21 protein-coding genes and 1 pseudogene are annotated in these 18,581 nt (G+C 60.0%); 14 read left to right on the forward strand and 8 right to left on the reverse strand.

Annotated elements, in window-relative coordinates:
• The first annotated feature begins 69 nt into the window (after positions 1-69).
• Entirely contained in the window at positions 70-360 is a 291-nt protein-coding gene (locus BKP54_RS19625; protein WP_057208004.1) for a BON domain-containing protein, read from the forward strand.
• A gap of 180 nt (positions 361-540) precedes the next feature.
• The gene (locus tag BKP54_RS19630) at positions 541-1,320 is read left to right on the forward strand and encodes an FkbM family methyltransferase (RefSeq protein WP_025428767.1); all 780 of its coding nucleotides are present in this window, start codon (positions 541-543) and stop codon (positions 1,318-1,320) included.
• A 57-nt stretch (positions 1,321-1,377) separates the two neighbouring features.
• Here the strand turns inward: BKP54_RS19630 and BKP54_RS19635 are convergent, their stop codons facing one another.
• Positions 1,378-2,589, reverse strand: coding sequence for a cytochrome P450 (locus BKP54_RS19635; RefSeq protein WP_158071709.1), 1,212 nt, complete (start codon positions 2,587-2,589; stop codon positions 1,378-1,380).
• Positions 2,590-2,694: 105 nt separating this feature from the next.
• On the opposite strand from BKP54_RS19635, the gene BKP54_RS19640 reads away from it, so the two are divergent.
• Positions 2,695-3,648 (forward strand): LysR family transcriptional regulator, encoded by a 954-nt coding sequence (locus tag BKP54_RS19640; protein WP_084814734.1) that lies wholly within the window; start codon positions 2,695-2,697, stop codon positions 3,646-3,648.
• 122 nt (positions 3,649-3,770) lie between these two features.
• Positions 3,771-3,878: pseudogene (locus BKP54_RS36600) on the forward strand (7-alpha-hydroxysteroid dehydrogenase); the annotation flags it as partial.
• A gap of 205 nt (positions 3,879-4,083) precedes the next feature.
• Here the strand turns inward: BKP54_RS36600 and BKP54_RS19650 are convergent.
• Together BKP54_RS19650 and BKP54_RS19660 are read right to left on the reverse strand one after the other, a co-directional pair.
• A complete protein-coding gene (locus BKP54_RS19650; RefSeq protein ID WP_107027250.1) occupies positions 4,084-4,503 on the reverse strand; it encodes a DUF4168 domain-containing protein in 420 nt (139 codons plus the stop codon).
• Between the two features lie 336 nt (positions 4,504-4,839).
• Positions 4,840-5,412, reverse strand: a complete 573-nt coding sequence (locus BKP54_RS19660) for an Lrp/AsnC family transcriptional regulator (RefSeq protein ID WP_057214751.1) — start codon at positions 5,410-5,412, stop codon at positions 4,840-4,842.
• A gap of 48 nt (positions 5,413-5,460) precedes the next feature.
• Here BKP54_RS19660 and BKP54_RS19665 point away from each other — a divergent pair, with 48 nt between their 5' ends.
• Positions 5,461-6,633, forward strand: a complete 1,173-nt coding sequence (locus tag BKP54_RS19665) for an MFS transporter (protein WP_084814746.1) — start codon at positions 5,461-5,463, stop codon at positions 6,631-6,633.
• Between the two features lie 175 nt (positions 6,634-6,808).
• Here BKP54_RS19665 and BKP54_RS19670 read toward each other — a convergent pair whose 3' ends face one another.
• Positions 6,809-7,564: a glucose 1-dehydrogenase gene (locus tag BKP54_RS19670; RefSeq protein WP_084814738.1), complete on the reverse strand. Its 756-nt coding sequence runs from the start codon at positions 7,562-7,564 to the stop codon at positions 6,809-6,811.
• A gap of 234 nt (positions 7,565-7,798) precedes the next feature.
• Here BKP54_RS19670 and BKP54_RS19675 point away from each other — a divergent pair, with 234 nt between their 5' ends.
• From BKP54_RS19675 to BKP54_RS19705, 7 genes are all read left to right on the forward strand, one after another.
• Positions 7,799-8,389, forward strand: a complete 591-nt coding sequence (locus BKP54_RS19675; protein ID WP_025428760.1) for a L,D-transpeptidase — start codon at positions 7,799-7,801, stop codon at positions 8,387-8,389.
• Between the two features lie 122 nt (positions 8,390-8,511).
• Positions 8,512-8,646: a hypothetical protein gene (locus tag BKP54_RS19680; RefSeq protein ID WP_025428759.1), complete on the forward strand. Its 135-nt coding sequence runs from the start codon at positions 8,512-8,514 to the stop codon at positions 8,644-8,646.
• A 126-nt stretch (positions 8,647-8,772) separates the two neighbouring features.
• On the forward strand, positions 8,773-9,357 hold the full coding sequence (locus tag BKP54_RS19685; protein WP_084814739.1) for a hypothetical protein: 585 nt from the start codon (positions 8,773-8,775) through the stop codon (positions 9,355-9,357).
• Between the two features lie 72 nt (positions 9,358-9,429).
• Positions 9,430-10,017, forward strand: a complete 588-nt coding sequence (locus tag BKP54_RS19690) for a protein-S-isoprenylcysteine O-methyltransferase (protein ID WP_025428757.1) — start codon at positions 9,430-9,432, stop codon at positions 10,015-10,017.
• A gap of 10 nt (positions 10,018-10,027) precedes the next feature.
• Positions 10,028-10,813, forward strand: a complete 786-nt coding sequence (locus BKP54_RS19695; RefSeq protein WP_057208092.1) for a hypothetical protein — start codon at positions 10,028-10,030, stop codon at positions 10,811-10,813.
• Positions 10,810-11,703, forward strand: a complete 894-nt coding sequence (locus tag BKP54_RS19700) for an SDR family NAD(P)-dependent oxidoreductase (RefSeq protein WP_057208021.1) — start codon at positions 10,810-10,812, stop codon at positions 11,701-11,703. The genes BKP54_RS19695 and BKP54_RS19700 overlap by 4 nt, the downstream gene beginning before the upstream one ends.
• A gap of 325 nt (positions 11,704-12,028) precedes the next feature.
• Positions 12,029-13,015 carry a TerC family protein gene (locus BKP54_RS19705; RefSeq protein WP_084814740.1) on the forward strand — a complete coding sequence of 329 codons (987 nt, stop codon included), beginning with the start codon at positions 12,029-12,031 and terminating at the stop codon, positions 13,013-13,015.
• Between the two features lie 127 nt (positions 13,016-13,142).
• On the opposite strand, the gene BKP54_RS19710 is transcribed toward BKP54_RS19705, so the two are convergent.
• Positions 13,143-13,379 carry a DUF6500 family protein gene (locus tag BKP54_RS19710; protein WP_057208094.1) on the reverse strand — a complete coding sequence of 79 codons (237 nt, stop codon included), beginning with the start codon at positions 13,377-13,379 and terminating at the stop codon, positions 13,143-13,145.
• 239 nt (positions 13,380-13,618) lie between these two features.
• On the opposite strand from BKP54_RS19710, the gene BKP54_RS19715 reads away from it, so the two are divergent.
• Both BKP54_RS19715 and BKP54_RS19720 read left to right on the forward strand, forming a co-directional pair.
• Positions 13,619-14,014 (forward strand): MarR family winged helix-turn-helix transcriptional regulator, encoded by a 396-nt coding sequence (locus BKP54_RS19715; protein WP_025428752.1) that lies wholly within the window; start codon positions 13,619-13,621, stop codon positions 14,012-14,014.
• Between the two features lie 38 nt (positions 14,015-14,052).
• The gene (locus tag BKP54_RS19720) at positions 14,053-15,348 is read left to right on the forward strand and encodes an MFS transporter (protein WP_025428751.1); all 1,296 of its coding nucleotides are present in this window, start codon (positions 14,053-14,055) and stop codon (positions 15,346-15,348) included.
• A gap of 47 nt (positions 15,349-15,395) precedes the next feature.
• Here BKP54_RS19720 and BKP54_RS19725 read toward each other — a convergent pair whose 3' ends face one another.
• The 3 genes from BKP54_RS19725 to BKP54_RS19735 form a co-directional block, all read right to left on the reverse strand.
• Positions 15,396-16,709, reverse strand: coding sequence for a TRAP transporter large permease (locus BKP54_RS19725; protein ID WP_025428750.1), 1,314 nt, complete (start codon positions 16,707-16,709; stop codon positions 15,396-15,398).
• The gene (locus BKP54_RS19730; protein ID WP_025428749.1) at positions 16,706-17,218 is read right to left on the reverse strand and encodes a TRAP transporter small permease; all 513 of its coding nucleotides are present in this window, start codon (positions 17,216-17,218) and stop codon (positions 16,706-16,708) included. The genes BKP54_RS19725 and BKP54_RS19730 overlap by 4 nt, the downstream gene beginning before the upstream one ends.
• 159 nt (positions 17,219-17,377) lie before the next feature.
• A complete protein-coding gene (locus BKP54_RS19735) occupies positions 17,378-18,355 on the reverse strand; it encodes a C4-dicarboxylate TRAP transporter substrate-binding protein (RefSeq protein WP_025428748.1) in 978 nt (325 codons plus the stop codon).
• Between the last annotated feature and the right edge of the window lie 226 nt (positions 18,356-18,581).

The following is an 18,581-nucleotide window of genomic DNA, read 5'->3' on the forward strand; positions in this document are numbered from 1 at the left end:
CCGGATTGTGTTCACTTGAGGGGTCGACATGTGGTCGGTTAGTCGCGAACATGAACGGGAGATGAACAGATGTTTGATCAAAGTTTGGAACGGGCGCCCATGTTCGGCCTAACGTTCGCTTCACAATTCTCTTTGCAACCCATTGACATTGCTGGGGTCGTGGCGGTCAGGACTGCCATCGCCTACTCTGACGTGTTGACGGACGTCGACATTTCGGTAACGCACGAACACGGTGTCATCTACCTGGATGGGGTGGTGTCATCCGTCCGGATGCGCGATGCAGCCCAGAAGATAGCTGCTGAAGTTACCGGTTCACCCATCAGAAACCGGCTTGCGTGGCACATTGACCGTTACCTTTGAAAACGTGACCGTCGGGATCGGTCACGGCATCTTTGCGCCCGACGATTAGCGCTGATCACGACACCCGGCAGGTTCATTCCGCAGCAAGGGTGCGGCCATACATGGCCGTCAAACGCCTGGAATTAACGCGATCGAAAGCCGGTGATGTTAGCACTCCTGGGTTGAAAAGGGAGAGCTGTCATGCTGCCTGCACCATGGAAGCCGATTGAATCCGGTGGCCTGATCCGGCTGGGATCCGCACGCGACGGCGGTTATGTCGTTCCGAAGCGCGCCGTGCTTGCCTCAAAGCGCTTGATCAGCATGGGACTGAACGACGATTGGCAGTTCGAGAAGGAGTTTCGGCAGCTCGCAGGCGTTGGCATCGTCTGCTTCGACCATTCCGTCACTTGGAAGTTCTGGCTGCGGTATTATGTCGAGCAGGTTCTGCGGCTTCGCTGGGGCAGACTGGCGCGATATCTGGATTATCGATGGTTCTTCAGCCGGCCAGGCGTCGAGCACCAGCCCATCAGAATCGGCTATGATCAACCGGGGGAAGTTAGCGTCAAGGGGCTGCTCAAGGAGTTCTCCGAAGACAATATTTTCCTCAAGATCGATATTGAGGGATCCGAGTACCGGATACTGGACGATATCGTGAAATATTCGGACCGCTTTACCAGCGTCGTCATCGAACTCCACGATATCGACATACACGAAGATCGAATCCGCAGGTTTGTGGAGGGAATGTCGAATTTCTCGATCGTTTTCCTTCACCCGAACAATTTTGGCGGCACGGACGATCAGGGCGATCCATTGGTTATCGAAATGTGCCTTGTGAGGAATGATCTGCTGGACCCGGCAGCACCAGGCGAGACACGCCCCGAACTGCCGGCAAACACCTCACGCCTCCCCGATATCGAATTGCGCTTCGCTCCGGTCGGCATCAGTTCGACGGTCGGGCCGCGCCGCGATCTCACGGCTTAAGCTGACATCCACAGCATCCCAGGAGTAGCGGCCCTCGTTGGTACCGCCACTCCGTACTCAGCGTTTGAACAAGGGTGTGCGAACGTGCCCCGAAGCAGCGTATGTGAGCGAGGATTCGAGTTGCTCGAACGGCAAGCCGCGGCGGAGCAGATGAGCGACAGCGACCTCGACGATCAGCGGTGCGAATTTCTCTGCGGGACAGGCATGCACGCCGGCACCGAACTCAAGAAACTTTCTGTCCGCCCGTGTGATATCGAAACGATCCGGATCCGGGTTTAACGCCGGGTCCCGGTTTGCCGCCGCCAGCAATACGATGATCATCTCGCCCTGCCGCACCATATGACCTGCGATCTCTGCGTCACGCGCCATGAAGCGAAAAGTGCTGTTGGTGACGGGATCACACCGCAAAACCTCCTGAATAAGCGGTCGCAGCAATGTCGGATCCGCGACGACCTGCGTGCGCAGCGCCGGTTGGCGCGCCAGCGCCAGGAGCGTCGATCCGATCAGAGACGCCATCGCCACATAGCCCTGAACCAGGTAGCCGATGGCGTTGACGACGACATCAGTTTCATCATCGCACCCGACCCGCCTTGCCTCGTTTGCCAGGGCGTGAAGCAACGGACCGCACTGTTGACTGTCGCGCCTGATCTTCATGACGAGCTCGAACAGCGCCTGGGCGCCGTGGTCGCCCCGTGCGAGCAGTTCTGCTGTCAATGCGGGGATCCCGGTTGCCGCGGCCGCAGCGGCGGCGCCATAATCGCCGAGCCACGCCATCACATCGCCGAAGCTGGCCTTGGGGATGCCAAGCAGTTGCGCGACGACCTGCACCGGCAACGCAAACATGAACGTCATCGTTCTATCCACGCTGAACATCTCTTGTGCGTCACCGTCGAGTTCCATGGCACGCCGATGCGCAACGACAGCGACCTGCCCGAGATCGACGCTACGCAAGGCGCTTGCGACCGCCAGCCTCAACTTGTCACCGGCGTCGTCATCGCGCAGACGCACCAAGCGCCCGAATATCTGGCCGGCCGCGCCACCCAGCAAGGCCTCGGGAATCGGTTCGCTCAAGGGGCGCGTGAGACAGATCTTACTGGTCAGAACCTCCTTGACTGCTGCCGCGCTCGCAGCCACCCACCAGCCATTTGCCTCGTCATGAAAGAACGGCTGCTCTTGTGCCAGACGGCTATAATAGGCGGAAGGGTCACGATGAGATGGCGCAGCACGAACATGCGCGGGTTCGTCGGGGGACAGTATGATTGTGTTCATGGCAATACTCCTGCGTTCGGGCCAATGAGCCGCCTTGTCCCTTAATGTCCCTTGCCTTTGCATTTGTCCAAGTTATAGTATTTCTGATACTGATCAGCTTTATGCATGGCCATGGACAGCGAAGCACTGCTCACATTCGTGACCATCCACCAGGCCAACGGGTTCTCGCGCGCCGCTGACATTCTCGGCCGCTCCCAGCCCGCCATCAGCCGGCGCATTGCCCTGCTCGAAGAGGAACTGGGCGTGCCGGTTTTCGAGCGTGCCGCCGGTGGCATTGTGTTGAGCGAAGCGGGCCGCACCCTGCTCCCACATGCAGAGCGCGTACTTGCTGCGCTCGGCGATGCCTCGAGTGCAATCAAAGCCATGCAAACGAACGTCGTGGGGCGTGTCGCGATCGTCGCTGTTGGCACACTCGCCGGCACGAACCTGACCGTGGTTCTCAAACACTTCACGGCCGAGCATCCCGGGATCGAACTTGCGATCAGCACCGCAACCAGCGCCGAAGTCAGCGAGCTGGTTCGGCGGGGTGAAGCTGCGATTGGTCTGCGCTATCTCCTCGACATCGCACCGGATCTCATCTGCGAGCATGTCGCCTCGGAACCCATGGCCGTCATCTGTCACGCCGACCATCCCCTGGCTGGCAAGGAAATCAAATCTCTGACTGAGCTGCGCCATGAGACCTGGTTCGCTTTCCGCAATTCTTACGATCAGCGCGAAACGTTCGCCGACAACATCTTTGCCCAGTTTCAGGCGCGCGGCGTCGCCGAAATCCGCTGGTCGGCCATAGACAGCCTCAATGCGATGAAACGCCTGGTCGAGGCCGGCCTCGGCATTGCGTTACTGCCGGAAAGCGCGATCGATGAGGAAAGGCGCGGAGGTTCACTCGCCACGGTCGGGGTTGCAGACCTGATCGTCGCAAACCCAATTTACACGGTCACGCGTCGTGGCGGTTATCTCAGCCCCGCCACGCTTCGCCTGCTGGAACTTCTGCGAACATCTCCCAGTTTCACGGGCAACGCTGACCTGCAACCACAGGGCGGGAGACTTGAGTCTTCGTAAGACACAATCCGGTTGGGCAGGTCCTATACAAGCACGTGAGGCTGTAGACGGTCCAGCTTAGCATTGCGGAAAAAGCTGGTGACAGCACAAGACACCTTCGCAGCGGGCGGCCACTTCCTGATGCATTCAATGTGGTTTCGCTATTCCGGCTCGCGCAGATCGCAACGCCGGAGATGGAAAAGGCCGGTGGTGGCGCCATACTCGCTATCGCATCGATGGCGGGTAACGACCTCCGTGCGGTCAATCACATCGAGCTGCCGTGGCCTTGGAGCCATGGCGACCTGTTCCTTGCCAATCGCCGCTTGCCGGATCGGCGGACGGCAGTCCCCGCCGACCGGCGGGCACTGACATCTTTTGCCCATAGGCAGCAAGACCGAATTTCGACGGTTCGCAGCAGCGGCAATCTCACGCGATCTTACGCCCGGCGCGCTCAGCTTACTGTTGGGCTGGGGGCGTGGTTTGAATTTTTTCCTGAACCTTCTTGGCCAGAGCCGGGTCGTTTTGGGCGGCTGTCAGGATAGAAGAGTATTCCTCCACCGAAATAGCGGACGAGGATTCCACAGCCTCCACCATCTGCTTGCTGGCTTCAGTCTGCAGCTTCTCCTTTGCCGCTGCGTCCGTTGTTGCTTCTATCTTCGCGGAATACGCCTGCCGGACCTTGTCGACCTGAAGGTAAGCGACTGCAAATGCCTGGATCTTCTGATCGCTGATGGCATCCGTGCCCTTGCCGGCCTGGCCCTGGGTCGGCTGCGTCTCTTGTGCCTGGGCCATTTCCAAGGCAGACGCCGGACTGAAGGCCGTGAAACTGACAAGTGTGGCGGTCAGCGATGCAATGAGTGCGTAACGATTGATCATGTCCATTCCTCTATAACGTGCCAGGCAGCAATACAGCGCCTTGCTCATTCGCCCCCAAACCGGATGAATGCGGGGCGTGGTCTGGACAATGAAACCCTCGAAAGGGCCAGGTGGGGCAGCGACAGGGCAATTTGCTGACCATTGAACGGCAGCTTTGTGGCTTTCACCGAGCGCCGAAAACGCCACCGCGGCCCTGTCGCCCTGCGGAAATCTTGCTGCGCGGCTGGCTCTTAACTGCAATGCGATCGTCGGCCGCCGCCTTTGTTGGCGAGCCGGTACGCTACGGATATCGAATGTCCAAAGCGCACCGTTTGCGGACGCCAAGGTCGAATAGCGTCATCTGCCGCGTCCGCGATGGTCGTTGAACGCAGCGGTACCAAACTCGACGTTCTTGGCAAGTGCCGGCCATTCGCTCGTCACGCCCGGCTGCACCGGCCGCTCCAGATAGGTCGAAAGAACGACATAGCTCCGGGTCGCCTTGACGCCAGGCGTGTCATACAGGCGCGCCAGCAGTCCTTCCAGCGCATGCGTGCTCTCCGTGCGCACCTTAAGGAGCATGCAGGTGTCCCCCGCCACCGAATGCACCTCCTCCACTTCGGGATGTTCTTCAATAGCAAGCAATGCTGGGGTCTTGCCCCAGCCGGTGGTGTCGACATGAACGAAGGCAAGCAGGGTCTTGCCAACGGCCTCGGGATCGATGAGCGCCGCCACGCGACGAATTGCGCCAGAGCGCCTCAGGCGCTTTACGCGCTCGTGCGCGGCCGGTGGTGATAGTCCGACACGGTCCCCGAGTTCGGCGTAGCTCATGGTCGCGTCCTCGACCAAGGCGCCTAATAGCTTTCGGTCCATCGCATCCAGATCACGTTCGGGATGACGCTTGCGCCGAACCTCTTCTGTATTTTGGTCCATTCTGATGTTTCCTCTTGTGGCAGAATGACATTCTGCAATCATCGCTCCATGACGAATGCAGATCAACATATTTCCACTAAATCAGTCGAGCGCTCCCGCATCCCTCCGTTTGCCTTCGTGTTAACGACCTGCATCGGCGTCATCGGGTCGAACTCGCTGGCGCTGGGGCCGATTGCGCCAGAAGTTGCACGCAGTCTTGACGTGGGCGCTCCGGCCGTCATGACGGCATCGGCGGTTTTTGGTCTCGGTACGGCGGCGAGCGCCATCTTCCTTGGACGTTTCATTGATCGCTACGGCCCGAGCCGAATGCTTGTGATCGCATTGCTTCTGCTTGCGATCGGGCTTGGCGCCAGCGCGGCCGCACCGGCGCTCCCCTTCCTTGTGACAGCACAACTGCTGGTCGGGATTGCCGCCGGCATCGCGCTGCCGGCCATCTACACGCTGGCAGCCATTGTCGCGCCGGCGGGACGCGAGAGCGAGACCATCGGCCTGGTGTTGACGGGCTGGACGCTGAGCATGGTCGCAGGTGTACCGTTGTCGGCGGCTATTGCCGATTTCGCCGGCTGGCGCGTGACCTTCCTTGTCGTCGCCGCGGCCGCCCTTATCGTATGTGCTGCGGTGCGGATGGCTGTCGTCCGGGACGCGCCTCAAGCGGCGGCTTCGTCGCCGTTGACGGCGCTCGGCGTTCGTGGGGCCGTGCCACTTCTTTCCGCCTGCGCCGCTTTCATGGCCGCCTTCTATGGCGTCTATGCCTATATCGGCGATCATCTCCATGCCGCCTTGGAACTGCCCCTCAGCGCCAACGGTTTCATTGCGGCCTTCTATGGAGTCGGTTTTGGAAGTGCTGCCTTCCTCGACCGTCTGATCGATCGCCTCGGTGCCGGGAAATTACTGCCGCTCATTTTTCTCGTTGTCGCCGCAGTCTACGTTGCGATGGCAGCAGCCAGCGGTTCCTACAAAGCCATGCTGGCGGTCGTCTTCTTCTGGGGACTTGCCAACCATCTCGGACTCAATGTGCTCATCATGCGGCTGACGGCGCTCAGCCCCACCCGGCGCGGCGCCATCATGGGACTAAACAGTGGCGTCACCTATCTTGCCCTGTTTGCCGGCACACTTGCCTTTGGCAACCTCTATTCTGCGGCGAGCTTCTTTGCTCTCCCTGTTGCCGCCGGCGGTCTGATGCTTGCGGCAGCGCTTTGCGCGGCTCTTGCACCGCGCTAGAGCATGTCGCGCAAAAGTGCACAGCGGTTTTGCGATTACGACATGCGCAAAAACAAGAGCTTAGAGCGCAGCAAGCGAATCCGAGAGATCGCAACGCGCTTTAGCGGCCCTCGTCGTTCGACCAGTTGGAACGCCGATCAGCGTATAGGCGGGATGGGTTGCCGAGGCGCCTGGTCTAATGCGCGGTGTAGGCGCCATCCACCAGATGGTAGCTACCGGAGATGAAGCTCGCTTGTTCGGACAGGAGAAAACACACAAGAGCTGCAACTTCGTCCGGCGTGCCGCGTCGACCCATGGGCTGAAGCGCCTCCAAGCGTCGGTTGCTTGTCAACTCGGACTGCTCGGATAGCAGTGGCGTTTCGATCATGCCCGGCCCGACCGCATTGATTCGTACGCCCCTTTTTGCATACTCGATCGCGGCGACCTTCGTCAGGCCGACAACCCCATGCTTGGCTGCGGTGTATGCCGATGCGGTCGGCAGGCCGACGGAGCCCAGAATCGACGACATGTTGACGATAGATCCACCACCCTGCGCCGCCATGGCGGCGATCTCGTACTTCATGCAATAGAACACGCCGTTGAGATTGACGCTGATCAACCTTTCCCACTCGTCTACCGGGTAATCAGCCGTCGCCCTTCGAATGCCGTCGACTCCGGCATTGTTGACCGCCAGATGCAGCCCCCCGTGTGTCTGGACAACGGTTTCGACCAGCTTCGCCACGTCGCCGGCTTTGGCGACATCGACCTCCACGGGGAAGGCCGTCCCGCCAGAGGAACAGATCTCGTTGGCGACCGCACGCGCCGCATCGGCATTGATATCCGCTACGACGACTTTCGCCCCCTCTGCGCCAAGCTGACGGGCGACCGCGGCACCTATCCCAGACCCTGCGCCGGTTACAAGCGCGACTTTACCGGCGAAGCCAAGCTCCATTCTGTGTATCCTTATTCAAGAGCCCAATCGACCAGAGGCGGACGCAAGCTGCAAGCAGGTTCATCAATTGTGGCGTGCTTTGTTAGCCTGCACCTGCGAAACGCGAAGTGCAATGGCCTTTACTCTTCCTGCACTACTAGTTTTCTCCTCGGAAAAGCGAAGAATAGCGACTTGGCCAACGAACGCTTGAGTGTTAAAGACGAAACAGTGCTCACCGATTACTCGTAGGTGGATATGAACAGTAACCGCGTTACCCGGCGGGCGATCCTGCTCGGCAGTTTGGCTTTAACGGCATCTGGATGCACATCAACGGCACAACGATTGGGCGAGCCCATCTTTTCTGCCTTCGGAGGTGGCCCGTCTTCCCGCTATCGGCGTCGAGATGTGGCTTATGACGGAGGTGAGCCCCCTGGGACGATCGTCGTCGACACCACGGAACGCTACCTATATCTGGTTGAAGGCGGTGGTCGGGCCATCCGCTACGGCGTTGCTGTCGGCGAAGATGGACGCACGCTCAAGGGCCCGGCGTCAATCGGGCGCAAGGCCGAATGGCCGTCCTGGACGCCGACCGAAAGCATGATGGAGCGCAAGCCGCATTTACGGCAATATGCCGGAGGCGTCAGCGGTGGGAACCATAATCCACTTGGCGCAGCCGCTCTTTATCTCTATCGCGGCGGGCAGGATACCATGTTCCGGCTGCATGGAACAAACGAGCCCTGGACGATAGGCCAGGCAGTATCGAGCGGATGCGTCCGCTTGACCAATGAGGATATCGTCGATCTGTACAACCGAACTCCCGTTGGGGCCAAGGTTCTGGTCATCTGATCAAGCTTTTATGCTCGCCGACGCAAATTGTGTTCTTTTTGCACTAGGCGAGAGCGAAGAACGCCCTATTAATATAAGCGTTGCCTTTGATTCCCATTCCGCATAGAGGAGAGGACTTCTTGATGAGCAGAAATCTAATCATGATCGTTACCTTGCTTTCCGTCGTCGGCCTGAGTGGCTGCGATACTATCGGCAAAGGCAAGGGTAAAGCCCCGCCGCCGGTCGAGTCCGCCGAACCGGCACCGGTCTATAAATAACTTGAACTTCTGATGGGTGGGGAGGGCAAGTGCCCTCCCCACGTCATCCCAACCGGTCGGGCCGGCCGTAAGGCTGCAATGTCTGCCGGGCTGTGCTCATCGGAGTTCAGGAGATATTCCACAGTGATGCCGCATATGATTGGCCGACTAACACTCGTGGCAATGCTCGCGTTTGCGACGGCTGCCTGCGAATCAACTGATAAAAAACCCGAACCGCGTTTTGTCTCGAGTACCAGTGGCGCACCTGCCGTGAGCGCAGGCGTAGCCCGGGAAGCCGGTTACTTTATCGAATTCAGATCCCGATACGCCCTAAGCTACGGCCATACCTATGTGATTTTCGGGCGCACGGATCAGGCTGGTGCGATGATTGATCCCGAAGTCGCGGGTCTTGCACCGGCCAGTACCAGCGCAACTCCCTATGTCCTCGGTCACTTTTTGCCCGTACCGGCCGAAACTGGTGCCAGCGACGGTGATCTTGAGGAGGCATACAGGTCAGCAAGCTGGCGCGTGATGCTGACCGAAGCGGAGTACAACAAGACCGTTGCCGATATCAGGAAACTTAAAGCCAAATCGCGATTCTGGCAGGCGTCGGTTTACAACTGCAATGCCTTCGTCGCAGATATCGCACGTTCCATGGGATATCAGACGCCCAGCATCTGGCTAAGGCCGCAGCAGTTCGTTACAAAACTCCGGCAGATGAACGCGGGCTAAAGGCGATCGGTCCGGCGTTTCGCGCCCAATCGATCGTATATCGCAGAAAGGCTTCGGTGACTTGAAGTGATCATATCGATCGCCGCTCTGGGCAAAATCGTGTGGGTAGTCGGCATCATCGCCTGGTACTTTATTCGTGTGCCGTTCGAACGCCGGGCAAAGCGCGTGCAGGTCGTCAGCACCCGCCGCTCGCCGGTTGACATGTTCGGGCTTGCGTCCGGCCTCCTTGGCCTGGCGATCATCCCAGCTTTCTACGTTGCCACTGGAATGCCGGGGGCCGCCGACTATTCGGCCCGTCCGTGGGCCATCGTGCTAGGCGCAGTCATTTTTTTCTTTGCCCTGTGGGTTTTTCGCCGGACACATAAGGAGCTCGGTCGGAACTGGTCGATCACGTTGGAGATTCGTGACAAGCACGAGCTGATCTCCGGCGGACCGTACGCCTTTGTTCGCCACCCGATGTATACGTCCTTCATGCTGATGGGTCTCGGTCAGGCCTTTCTGCTTTCCAATTGGGTGGCAGGGCTGGCGGGCTTGCTCGGGTTCGCGGTGCTTTTTTTTCTAAGGGTGGACAAGGAAGAGCGTATGATGCTGGAGATTTTCGGGCCGCAGTACCGTGACTACATGCAGCGGACCAAGCGAATCGTCCCGTATCTCTATTAAAGGTGACATGATGCGAGGCCGAGCCATCAAGCTTTCGGTGCCACGGCGCCTTGTCTGTGACCTGATGCGGTTTTCGATCGGGGTGCCGCGCGTTACCGTTCAGCGGCAAATGAACCTCGACCCGCTGCAAAGGGCGAGAATCGCCCAGACCAGCAGGCCGTCTTGGACCGCGCTGTTCTTGAAGGGATACGCGCTTCTTTGTCGGGAGACGCCGGAGTTCCGGCGTGCATACGTCAAGCTCCCCCGACCTCAGCTTTATGAATACCCGGAAAGCGTAGCGTCCATTGCGCATGAACGCGAGCATGACGGCGAGCGGGTGGTCCTGCTCAGCAAGATCAAGTCTCCGGAGCGCCTCCCGATCCCTGAACTGGCCGCCCTGATCGATGCGGCGCGGTCGCGCCCGGTGGCGGAGATAAAGGAGTTTCGGCGCGCGCTGAAGATTGCCCGCATGCCGGGCCCATTCCGTTGGCTGCTCATGTGGCTGGCGCTCAATCTCGGCTCGCGGCGCGCCCACTACTTCGGCACCTTCCAACTGTCGGTCTATTCGGGCCTCGGGGCGGAATCGCTCAATCCCCTGACCCCCCTCACCACCCTCTTCAATTACGGCCCCATCGCCGCGGACGGCACGGTCACCGTACGCATCCACTACGATCACAGGGTCATGGATGGTGCCAATGTCGCGCGCGCGCTGGAACGCTTCGAAGCGATCCTGAACGGTGATGTTGCCCAGGAAGTGTTGGGTCTTTCTCAAGACGAAGCCGTTCACACGCCCTTGCTGTCGCGGAAGACCACATGATGGTACAGGCCGAATTGCGACCGGCGGTCGTGGTCATTGGAGCCTCGCGCGGTATTGGTCGGGCGATCGCCAAAGTTGCCGCGCGAGAAAAAGCACCCGTCGTACTTGTCGCGAGATCCCACAAAGATCTGGTCGCAGTGGCGAGCGAGATTGGAGAGGCCGGCGGCGAAGCATTCGTGCTGGACCTCGACCTGTTTTCGGCCGATACGGCGGCGCGCCTGGAGGATTTCCTCACGGCAAACAACCTTTGCTGCGACGTCCTCGTCAACAGCGCCGGCTACGGTTTGCGGGGGGCGGCAACAACACTCCCCGTCCAAGATCAGTTGGGGATCATCGACCTCAACATCCGCGCGCTTACCGACTTGTCTCTTCATTTCCTGCCGGGGATGGTGGCGCGCGGTCGCGGCGGCGTCCTCAACCTCGGCTCCATTGCCGGCTTCATGCCCGGCCCTAACATGGCGCTTTACTACGCAAGCAAGAGCTACGTGCGCTCCTTTTCCGAGGCCCTTCACCAGGAATTACGCCGTACCGGCGTCACGGTGACATGCGTTGCTCCCGGTCCGGTATCGACCGAATTCCTGCAGCGATCCGGCGCCGATCGCGTGCCGCTTTTCAAGGTCCTGCCGAAGCTTGATGCCGACTATGTCGCCGAGCGCGCTTGGCGCGGGTTCAAGTCGGGGCGGCGTCTCGTCGTGCCGGGAATATCCGCCAAACTTGCGGCGTTTGCCGCAGCGTGGCTGCCATCCGCAGTCATGTTGCCATTGATCGGCCGATTGCAACGTCGCAGCAATGATCCCTGCCCTTGCGGCTCCGGCATAAAATTCAAGGATTGCTGTGGCGCCCGTTCGCGTCGGGATGCCTTGCGGCAAAACACCCCTCTAAACCGCTGATCGGTTTGACACCGTCGAAAAATGCGCCTTCGGATCGCCTCCGGATACCGCAACCAATGTGAGGGGTGCCGTTTGCGAATGCGCTCCATGGCACCTGCGTCAAACGCCTCAAAAATTGGATGTGGTCGATGATGGCGGAGTGACTGGTGATGTCGGAGGATCCCGTCGACGCGTGTACCAAAAAAGCAGTGTCAGACACTTGAAGGCCAGCCAGCGCCCTCCCATCTGCCGGACAACCCGCTGGTCCGGGCCCCTCTGGCGAGACTTCCGGCGCTCTTGCGATGTCGGACCTTATCCGACATCTGCGCCGGCGGAGCTCTATTCCGTGGATACTTCCCTTTTGTTTATCGATTGGCTGGGTACGCCAATCTGGATGTGGCTCAGCTTCATCACGCTGGTCATCGCTATCCTGTCCTTCGACCTTGGCGTGCTGCACAACGATAACAAGGAAATCGAGGTCGGCGAGAGCATCAAGCTCTCAGCGCTCTACATCTCGCTTGGCCTCGCTTTCGGCGGCTGGGTCTGGTGGTATCTGGGCGCCGACGCCGGCCTTGCCTACATGACCGGCTTCGTCGTCGAAAAGACGCTCGCGCTCGACAACGTGTTCGTCATCGCCCTCATTTTCTCATTCTTTGCCGTCCCGCGTCTCTACCAGCATCGGGTGCTTTTTTGGGGCATCCTCGGCGTCATCGTCCTGCGCGCCATCATGATCGGCGTCGGTGCGACGCTTGTCGCTGAATTCTCGTGGCTACTCTACATCTTCGCTGCCTTCCTCGTCGTTACCGGCTTGAAGATGCTGTTCATGAAAGAAGCCGAGCCCGACATCTCCAACAACGCGTTGGTGCGCTTCATGCGGAACCGTTTCAATGTAACGGAGACCCATCACGGCGAACATTTCTTCGTCAAGCGGGCAGATCCGAAGAGCGGCAAGCTGATCTGGTTCATCACGCCGCTGTTCATGGCCCTCGTGCTTATCGAGGTGGCTGACGTTATCTTCGCCGTCGATTCGGTACCGGCGATCTTCGCCATCACCACCGATCCGTTCCTGGTCTATACGTCCAACATCTTCGCCATTCTCGGCCTGCGGGCGCTCTACTTCGCACTGGCAGCGATGATCCACCGCTTCCGCTATCTGAAGCCGGCTCTGGCCGTGGTTCTGATCTTCATCGGTTCGAAGATCTTCGTTGCCGATCTGCTGGGCCTGGAGAAATTCCCGGCGGCGCTGTCGCTTGGCATCACCTTTGCGATCATCGCAAGCGGCGTGATCTGGAGCCTGGTCAAGACGCGCGGGGAGGCGATACCGGCCGAGTAAGTCTCGGCAAAGCGACCTCCGTCAAGACGAGGCGATACGCCCGGAGGCTGCCCAAGAGGGCAGCCAATCCATTTCAGTGACAATCAGCTAAGCCGCGGGTGCTCGAAAGAACGCCCGCGGTTCGCGTTTATCGGATCGGCGTCTGCTCGCCCAAAGCGGCGACCATCGCGCGGATCTTCACGGCTTTCTCGAAATGGTCGAGCCGATGGGTCCTGATCCACCATTCGGCCGCCTCCATCAAAAGCTCTGGGTCTTCGTTTTTGTTGGCAAAGAAGGCATAGAACGAGAGGCCCACCCCGGGTCCCTTTTCAGCGATCTTCCGATCGCAAACTTCCAATATCTTCCGTTGCAAGGCGGTTCTCATGATCCGGCTCCAATGCGTTTGCTGATTGTCTCTGGTGAAGGGGTCGGCTTCGCCCTGCCCGCTCAAAGGGCTCTTTTCAAGACGAGGTCTTAGCCGCAGCCGGTCGGGCTGCGCAATCCTTGACAGGGCGGTCACGATTCATCGGGTGATTGTCTGATTGACCGGCCGTTGCCGCACCCTTGGATGTGCCATCGCACGCAGGGCTTGACGCCAGAATATTGCGTGTATATACACGCAATATGTCCTATTGTTATTGCATCCTCCTGCGCAAAGCCTCGAGACGAGTGACGTCGCTCTATGACGACGCGCTTGCGCCTATTGGCGTCAATCTCGCGCAGTTCAGTCTGCTGCGAAACATCCAGCGGGCGGAGCCCATCTCTCTGACGGATCTCGGCCAGCGCACGGAACTCGACCGTTCGACGGTCAGCCGGAACGTCAAGGTCCTTGAAAAAATGGCGCTGGTCGTAATGGTGAGCGGGCAGGATCAAAGGGAGTCGGCTGTCGAATTGTCCGAGAAGGGGCGGCAAGTCCTGCGTGACGGGGCTCCTCTCTGGGACGGCGTGCAGACGGCAATCGAGGCCAAGCTCGGGGATGAAGCGTCGGCCCAACTGACGGCCCTGCTGCAGGCTCTCTAGTCAAATCAACACAATCGATCGATGGAAGGAAATGGCCGATGTTCGGACCGGTGCTTGCGCGATATCTCGCCAAACGTGACATCCATTATGGCTGGGCTGTCGCGGCCGTTACATTCCTCGTCATGCTGGCGACGGCCGGTGCAATGGGGTCCGCGGGCGTTCTGATCAAGCCACTCGAAACAGAGTTCGGATGGTCGACTGCCGAGATATCGTTTGCGCTCGCCATTCGCCTCGTGCTCTTCGGTCTGCTTGGGCCGTTCGCGGCAGCCTTCATGAACCACTTCGGCGTCAGGAAGGTCGTTTCCGCGGCGCTGGTTCTCATCGTTACCGGCATCATTGCGTCGTTCTTCATGACGCAGTTGTGGCAGATGGTAGCGCTTTGGGGTGTCGTTCTCGGCGTCGGCACGGGCATGACCGCGCTAGTGCTCGGCGCCACCGTCGCCACGCGCTGGTTCGACAAAAGGCGCGGCCTCGTTGTCGGCCTGATGACGGCCAGCAATGCCACCGGGCAGTTGGTGTTCCTGCCCCTCCTCGCCTCTCTCACCGAGGCGATCGGCTGGCGCACCGCCCTCACCGTCGTCATCGCGGTCCTGTCCTTTGCCTTCCTCCTCGTGCTCCTGTTCATGCAGGACCGGCCTGCTGACGTCGGCTTGGCGCCCTATGGCGGCCGGGCGATCGTGCCGGCTCCAGCACAGAAGCATAATCTGCGCACCCTGTTGCTTTCGCCATTGAAGGCGCTGCAGGAAGCGTCCCGTTCAAACACGTTCTGGGTGCTGTTTGCGACCTTCTTCGTCTGTGGCTTCAGTACCAATGGCCTGATCCAGATGCATTGGGTGTCGATCTGCGGCGATGTCGGCATCGCTGCCGTCGGTGCGGCCGGTTTCCTGGCGCTGATCGGCGTATTCGACCTCGTCGGTACGGTCTTTTCCGGCTGGCTCTCCGACCGCTATGACAATCGTTGGCTGCTCTTCTGGTTCTACGGCCTTCGCGGCCTGTCGCTGTTGTTCCTTCCCTTCAGCGGCTTCAACATCTACACGCTGTCGATCTTCGCCATCTTCTATGGCCTCGACTGGGTCGCGACCGTCCCGCCGACCGTGAAGCTTTCGGCGGAACGCTTTGGTGCAGAGCGGGCGGCGCTGGTCTTCGGCTGGGTGTTTACCGGACACCAGCTCGGCGCGGCGAGCGCTGCATTCCTCGCCGGCGCGAGCAGGACGTCGCTCGAGACCTATACGCCAGCGCTTATTGCCGCCGGCTTGCTGTGCATCGTCGCCGCACTGTTGGTCCTGACCATCGGTCAGCGCGCACCGGCAAACCTGGTGCCGCAGGCGGGGTGAAATGCTAGCAGTTGCCGCCGCAGTTCTTCATTGCGGCCGGCAATCGACTATTGAACTGCCGTGGTCCCGTAAACGAGGTTCGGCAGCCAGAGCGAAAGCTGCGGGAACATGCTGAGCATCAGCAACAGCACCATCATCATCGCGAGATAGGGCAGCACTTCGCGTGCATAGGCCATCATCGGAACCTTCAGCACCATCGACGAGATGTACATCAGACCACCGACCGGCGGCGTAATGCCGGCAATGGTCAGGTTGGTGATGAAGACGACGCCGAAATGCACGCGATCGATACCGACGCCGTCGATGATCGGGATCAGCATCGGCGTGAGGATGATCAGCGCTGCCGACCCCTCGATCGCCGTACCGATGACGATCAGAAGCACGTTGATCAGCAACAGCATCAACAGCGGGTTGTCGGTTGCTGCACCCAGCCAGCCGGACATCGCTTGAGGCACCTGTTCCCAGGCGAGATAGAAACCGAAGGCCGCGGCCGCGCAGATCATGATCATGACCACGGCCGAATCGCGCACCGACTCGGCAAGCACTTCCGGGATCTGGCGGATGGTGAACTCACGGTAACCGAAGACCGCCACGAACAGCACGTAGACGACGACGACTGCACCAGCCTCCGTGGTGGTGAACAGCCCATAGCGAGTTCCGGCGAAGATGACGATCGGGATCGACAGCGCCCAGAGACCGTCGACCAGCGCCTTCATCGCTTCGGCACGGCTCGCCCGCTCCTTGCGCAGCGGCTTGTAGCCACGCTTCTTGGCAATGAAGTAGGTGGTGATCATCAGGCCGCCGGCAAGCACAAGGCCGGGCACGACGCCAGCCGCAAACAGCCGGCCGATCGAGGTTTCGGCAAGGAAGCCATAGACGATAAGACCGATCGACGGCGGGATCAGGCTGGTGATAATGGCGGCCGATGAGGTGATAACCGCAGCGAAGGCACGGCTGTATCCCCGCTCCGACATTTCGACGCCCAGCGTCTTGGCAAGCATCGCCGCATCGGCGTTGGCGGATGCAGTCAAGCCGCCAAGCAGCGTGCCGAGAACCGTGCACATCTGGGCGAGTGCCCCGGTCATATGGCCGACGAGGACGTCTGCGAGGTTGAGCAGCCGGCGGGTGATGCCCGAGGCGTTCATGATGCAGCCGGCGAGTACGAACAGCGGCAGCGCCAGCAGCGACACGGACTGGCTACCTTCGGCCATTTCCTGGGCGAAGTTGGCAAGTGGAATCATGTCCATGTTGATGAGGAAGAACGCCAGCGCGCCGATCGCCATCGCCCAGGTGATCGGGGTGGACAAAAGGAAGAGAACGACGACCAGCAGCGACGGGCCGGCAAGATGAAAGAAGGTCATATCAGCGATTCCACATTGCGATGCACCCGCGCGGTCCACGGTCTCTCGACGATCAGGTGCTGAACGAACATGCCGGCGGATGCCAGGGCGAGCGGGCCATAGGAGAGGCTGCGCGACAGGTCGAGCGCGATGGTGTGGACCTGGCGCGACGTCCATGCCTGCCAGGCAAACAGCACCGTCATCACCAGGAAGAAGACGGCGAGCAACAGGTAATTGAACCAGGCAATCGCCTTCTGCCAGCCTGCGGGGAAGGCCGTGACCAGCACATCGATCGCCGCATGCGTCCCCAACCGAACACCGGCAACGGCGCCGAAAAACACGAGATAGGCAAAGGCCATGATCGCCAGTTCGTAGGTCCATGCAGCCGGCTGCGGGAAAATATAGCGACTGACGACACCCCAGAGGATCGAAAAGACGATGACGATGAGCGCGACAACGCCAATCGCCTCGTCGGCGCGGCGAAAACTGAGAAGAGGAATTGTCTCTTCCTGAAGGTGTGAGGTTTCCATGGCGGCCTCGGTCATGTGAAGAGAAGGATATGGGTGGCCGATAGCGCCACCCATTTGCGGTCGGCTGTACCAGTCTCACATTCCCTGTGAGCTGATCTGCCAACCCGGCGTCGACCGTCGAGCCGACGCCGGGTTGGCGGCGGGAGCGAGCGTGTCCGCCTACTCGGCCATCGCCTTCTGGACGCGGTCGTAGATGCCGGGAGTAATGTTCGGCACCTTGTCATAGGCGATGCGCGACGCCTCGACGAAGGCTGGAACGTCGACGTCTGTAACGATCTCGACACCGGAGTCGGCGAGCTGTTTGGCATAGGCGTCGTCGGTTTCGAGCGTCATCTCAGTCAGTTCCTTGGCGATCGTCTGCCCCTCCTCCAGAAGGATCTTCTGCAGATCTTCCGGCAGGCCGTTGAAGAACTGGCTCGATGCGACCCAGGCGGTGAACATGATCTGGTGGCCGGTCTTGGAGACGACCTTGCGGGTCTCGTTCAGCTTCGCACCGGCGATCGAACCGAATGGCCCTTCAGCGGCATCGACGACGCCGGTCTGCAGCGCGTTGTAGACATCGCCCCAGGGAAGTTCCGTCGGGCGTGCGCCGTAGCTGCCAAAGGTCGCCATCATGATCGGCGAGGACGGCACGCGGATCGTCACGCCGGCAAGATCGGCCGGGGTACGGACGGGCTTGTTGGAGATGATGTGGCGGTAGCCGAAGAGGCCGTTGGGCATGATGATCTTGATGCCCTGCGCCTCGAGCTTGCCCGACAGTTCCTTGTAGAGGTCCGATGCAAACAGGCGGTCCGTGGCCTCAAGACTCGGATAGACGTAGGGGCCGGCCAGGATCGACATATCGGGCACGAACTGACCGAGCTGGCCGTAGTCGGTGGCGCTGAGCAGGCTGGCGCCGCTCATCACCATCTCATTGACCTTCTTCTGCGCGCCGAGCTGGTCGCCGGTCATCACGGTAATCGCGATTCGGCCGTCAGAACGCTTCTCGACGCGCTCGGAGAAGGTCTTCATCGCCTTGACGATCGGCTCGTTGGGATTCACCTGCGAGGTCGAAAAACGCAGGCTGTATTCCTGCGCATTGGCGCTACCGCAATAGGACAGAGCGGCGATGGCAGCCGCGAGCACGAACTTCTTCATTGGATCCTCCTGTTCCGGACTCCCCTCCGGAATTCATTCATAAGCGAATGAATAAGTTATTTACGAATGAGTCACAAGCGTCAAGTGGAATGTCTCGGTGCCGCGGCTGTTCGAAGGTGAGAGCGCCATTCCGCGTCCCGTTGGCGGAAAAAGCAAAAGCCGCCGCAGAGATCCTGCAGCGGCTTCAAGCAACACGTTTGAATTCACACCTTATATATGAATACCC

Source organism: Ensifer sp. 1H6, assembly GCF_001976035.1.
Taxonomy (GTDB): domain Bacteria; phylum Pseudomonadota; class Alphaproteobacteria; order Rhizobiales; family Rhizobiaceae; genus Ensifer; species Ensifer canadensis.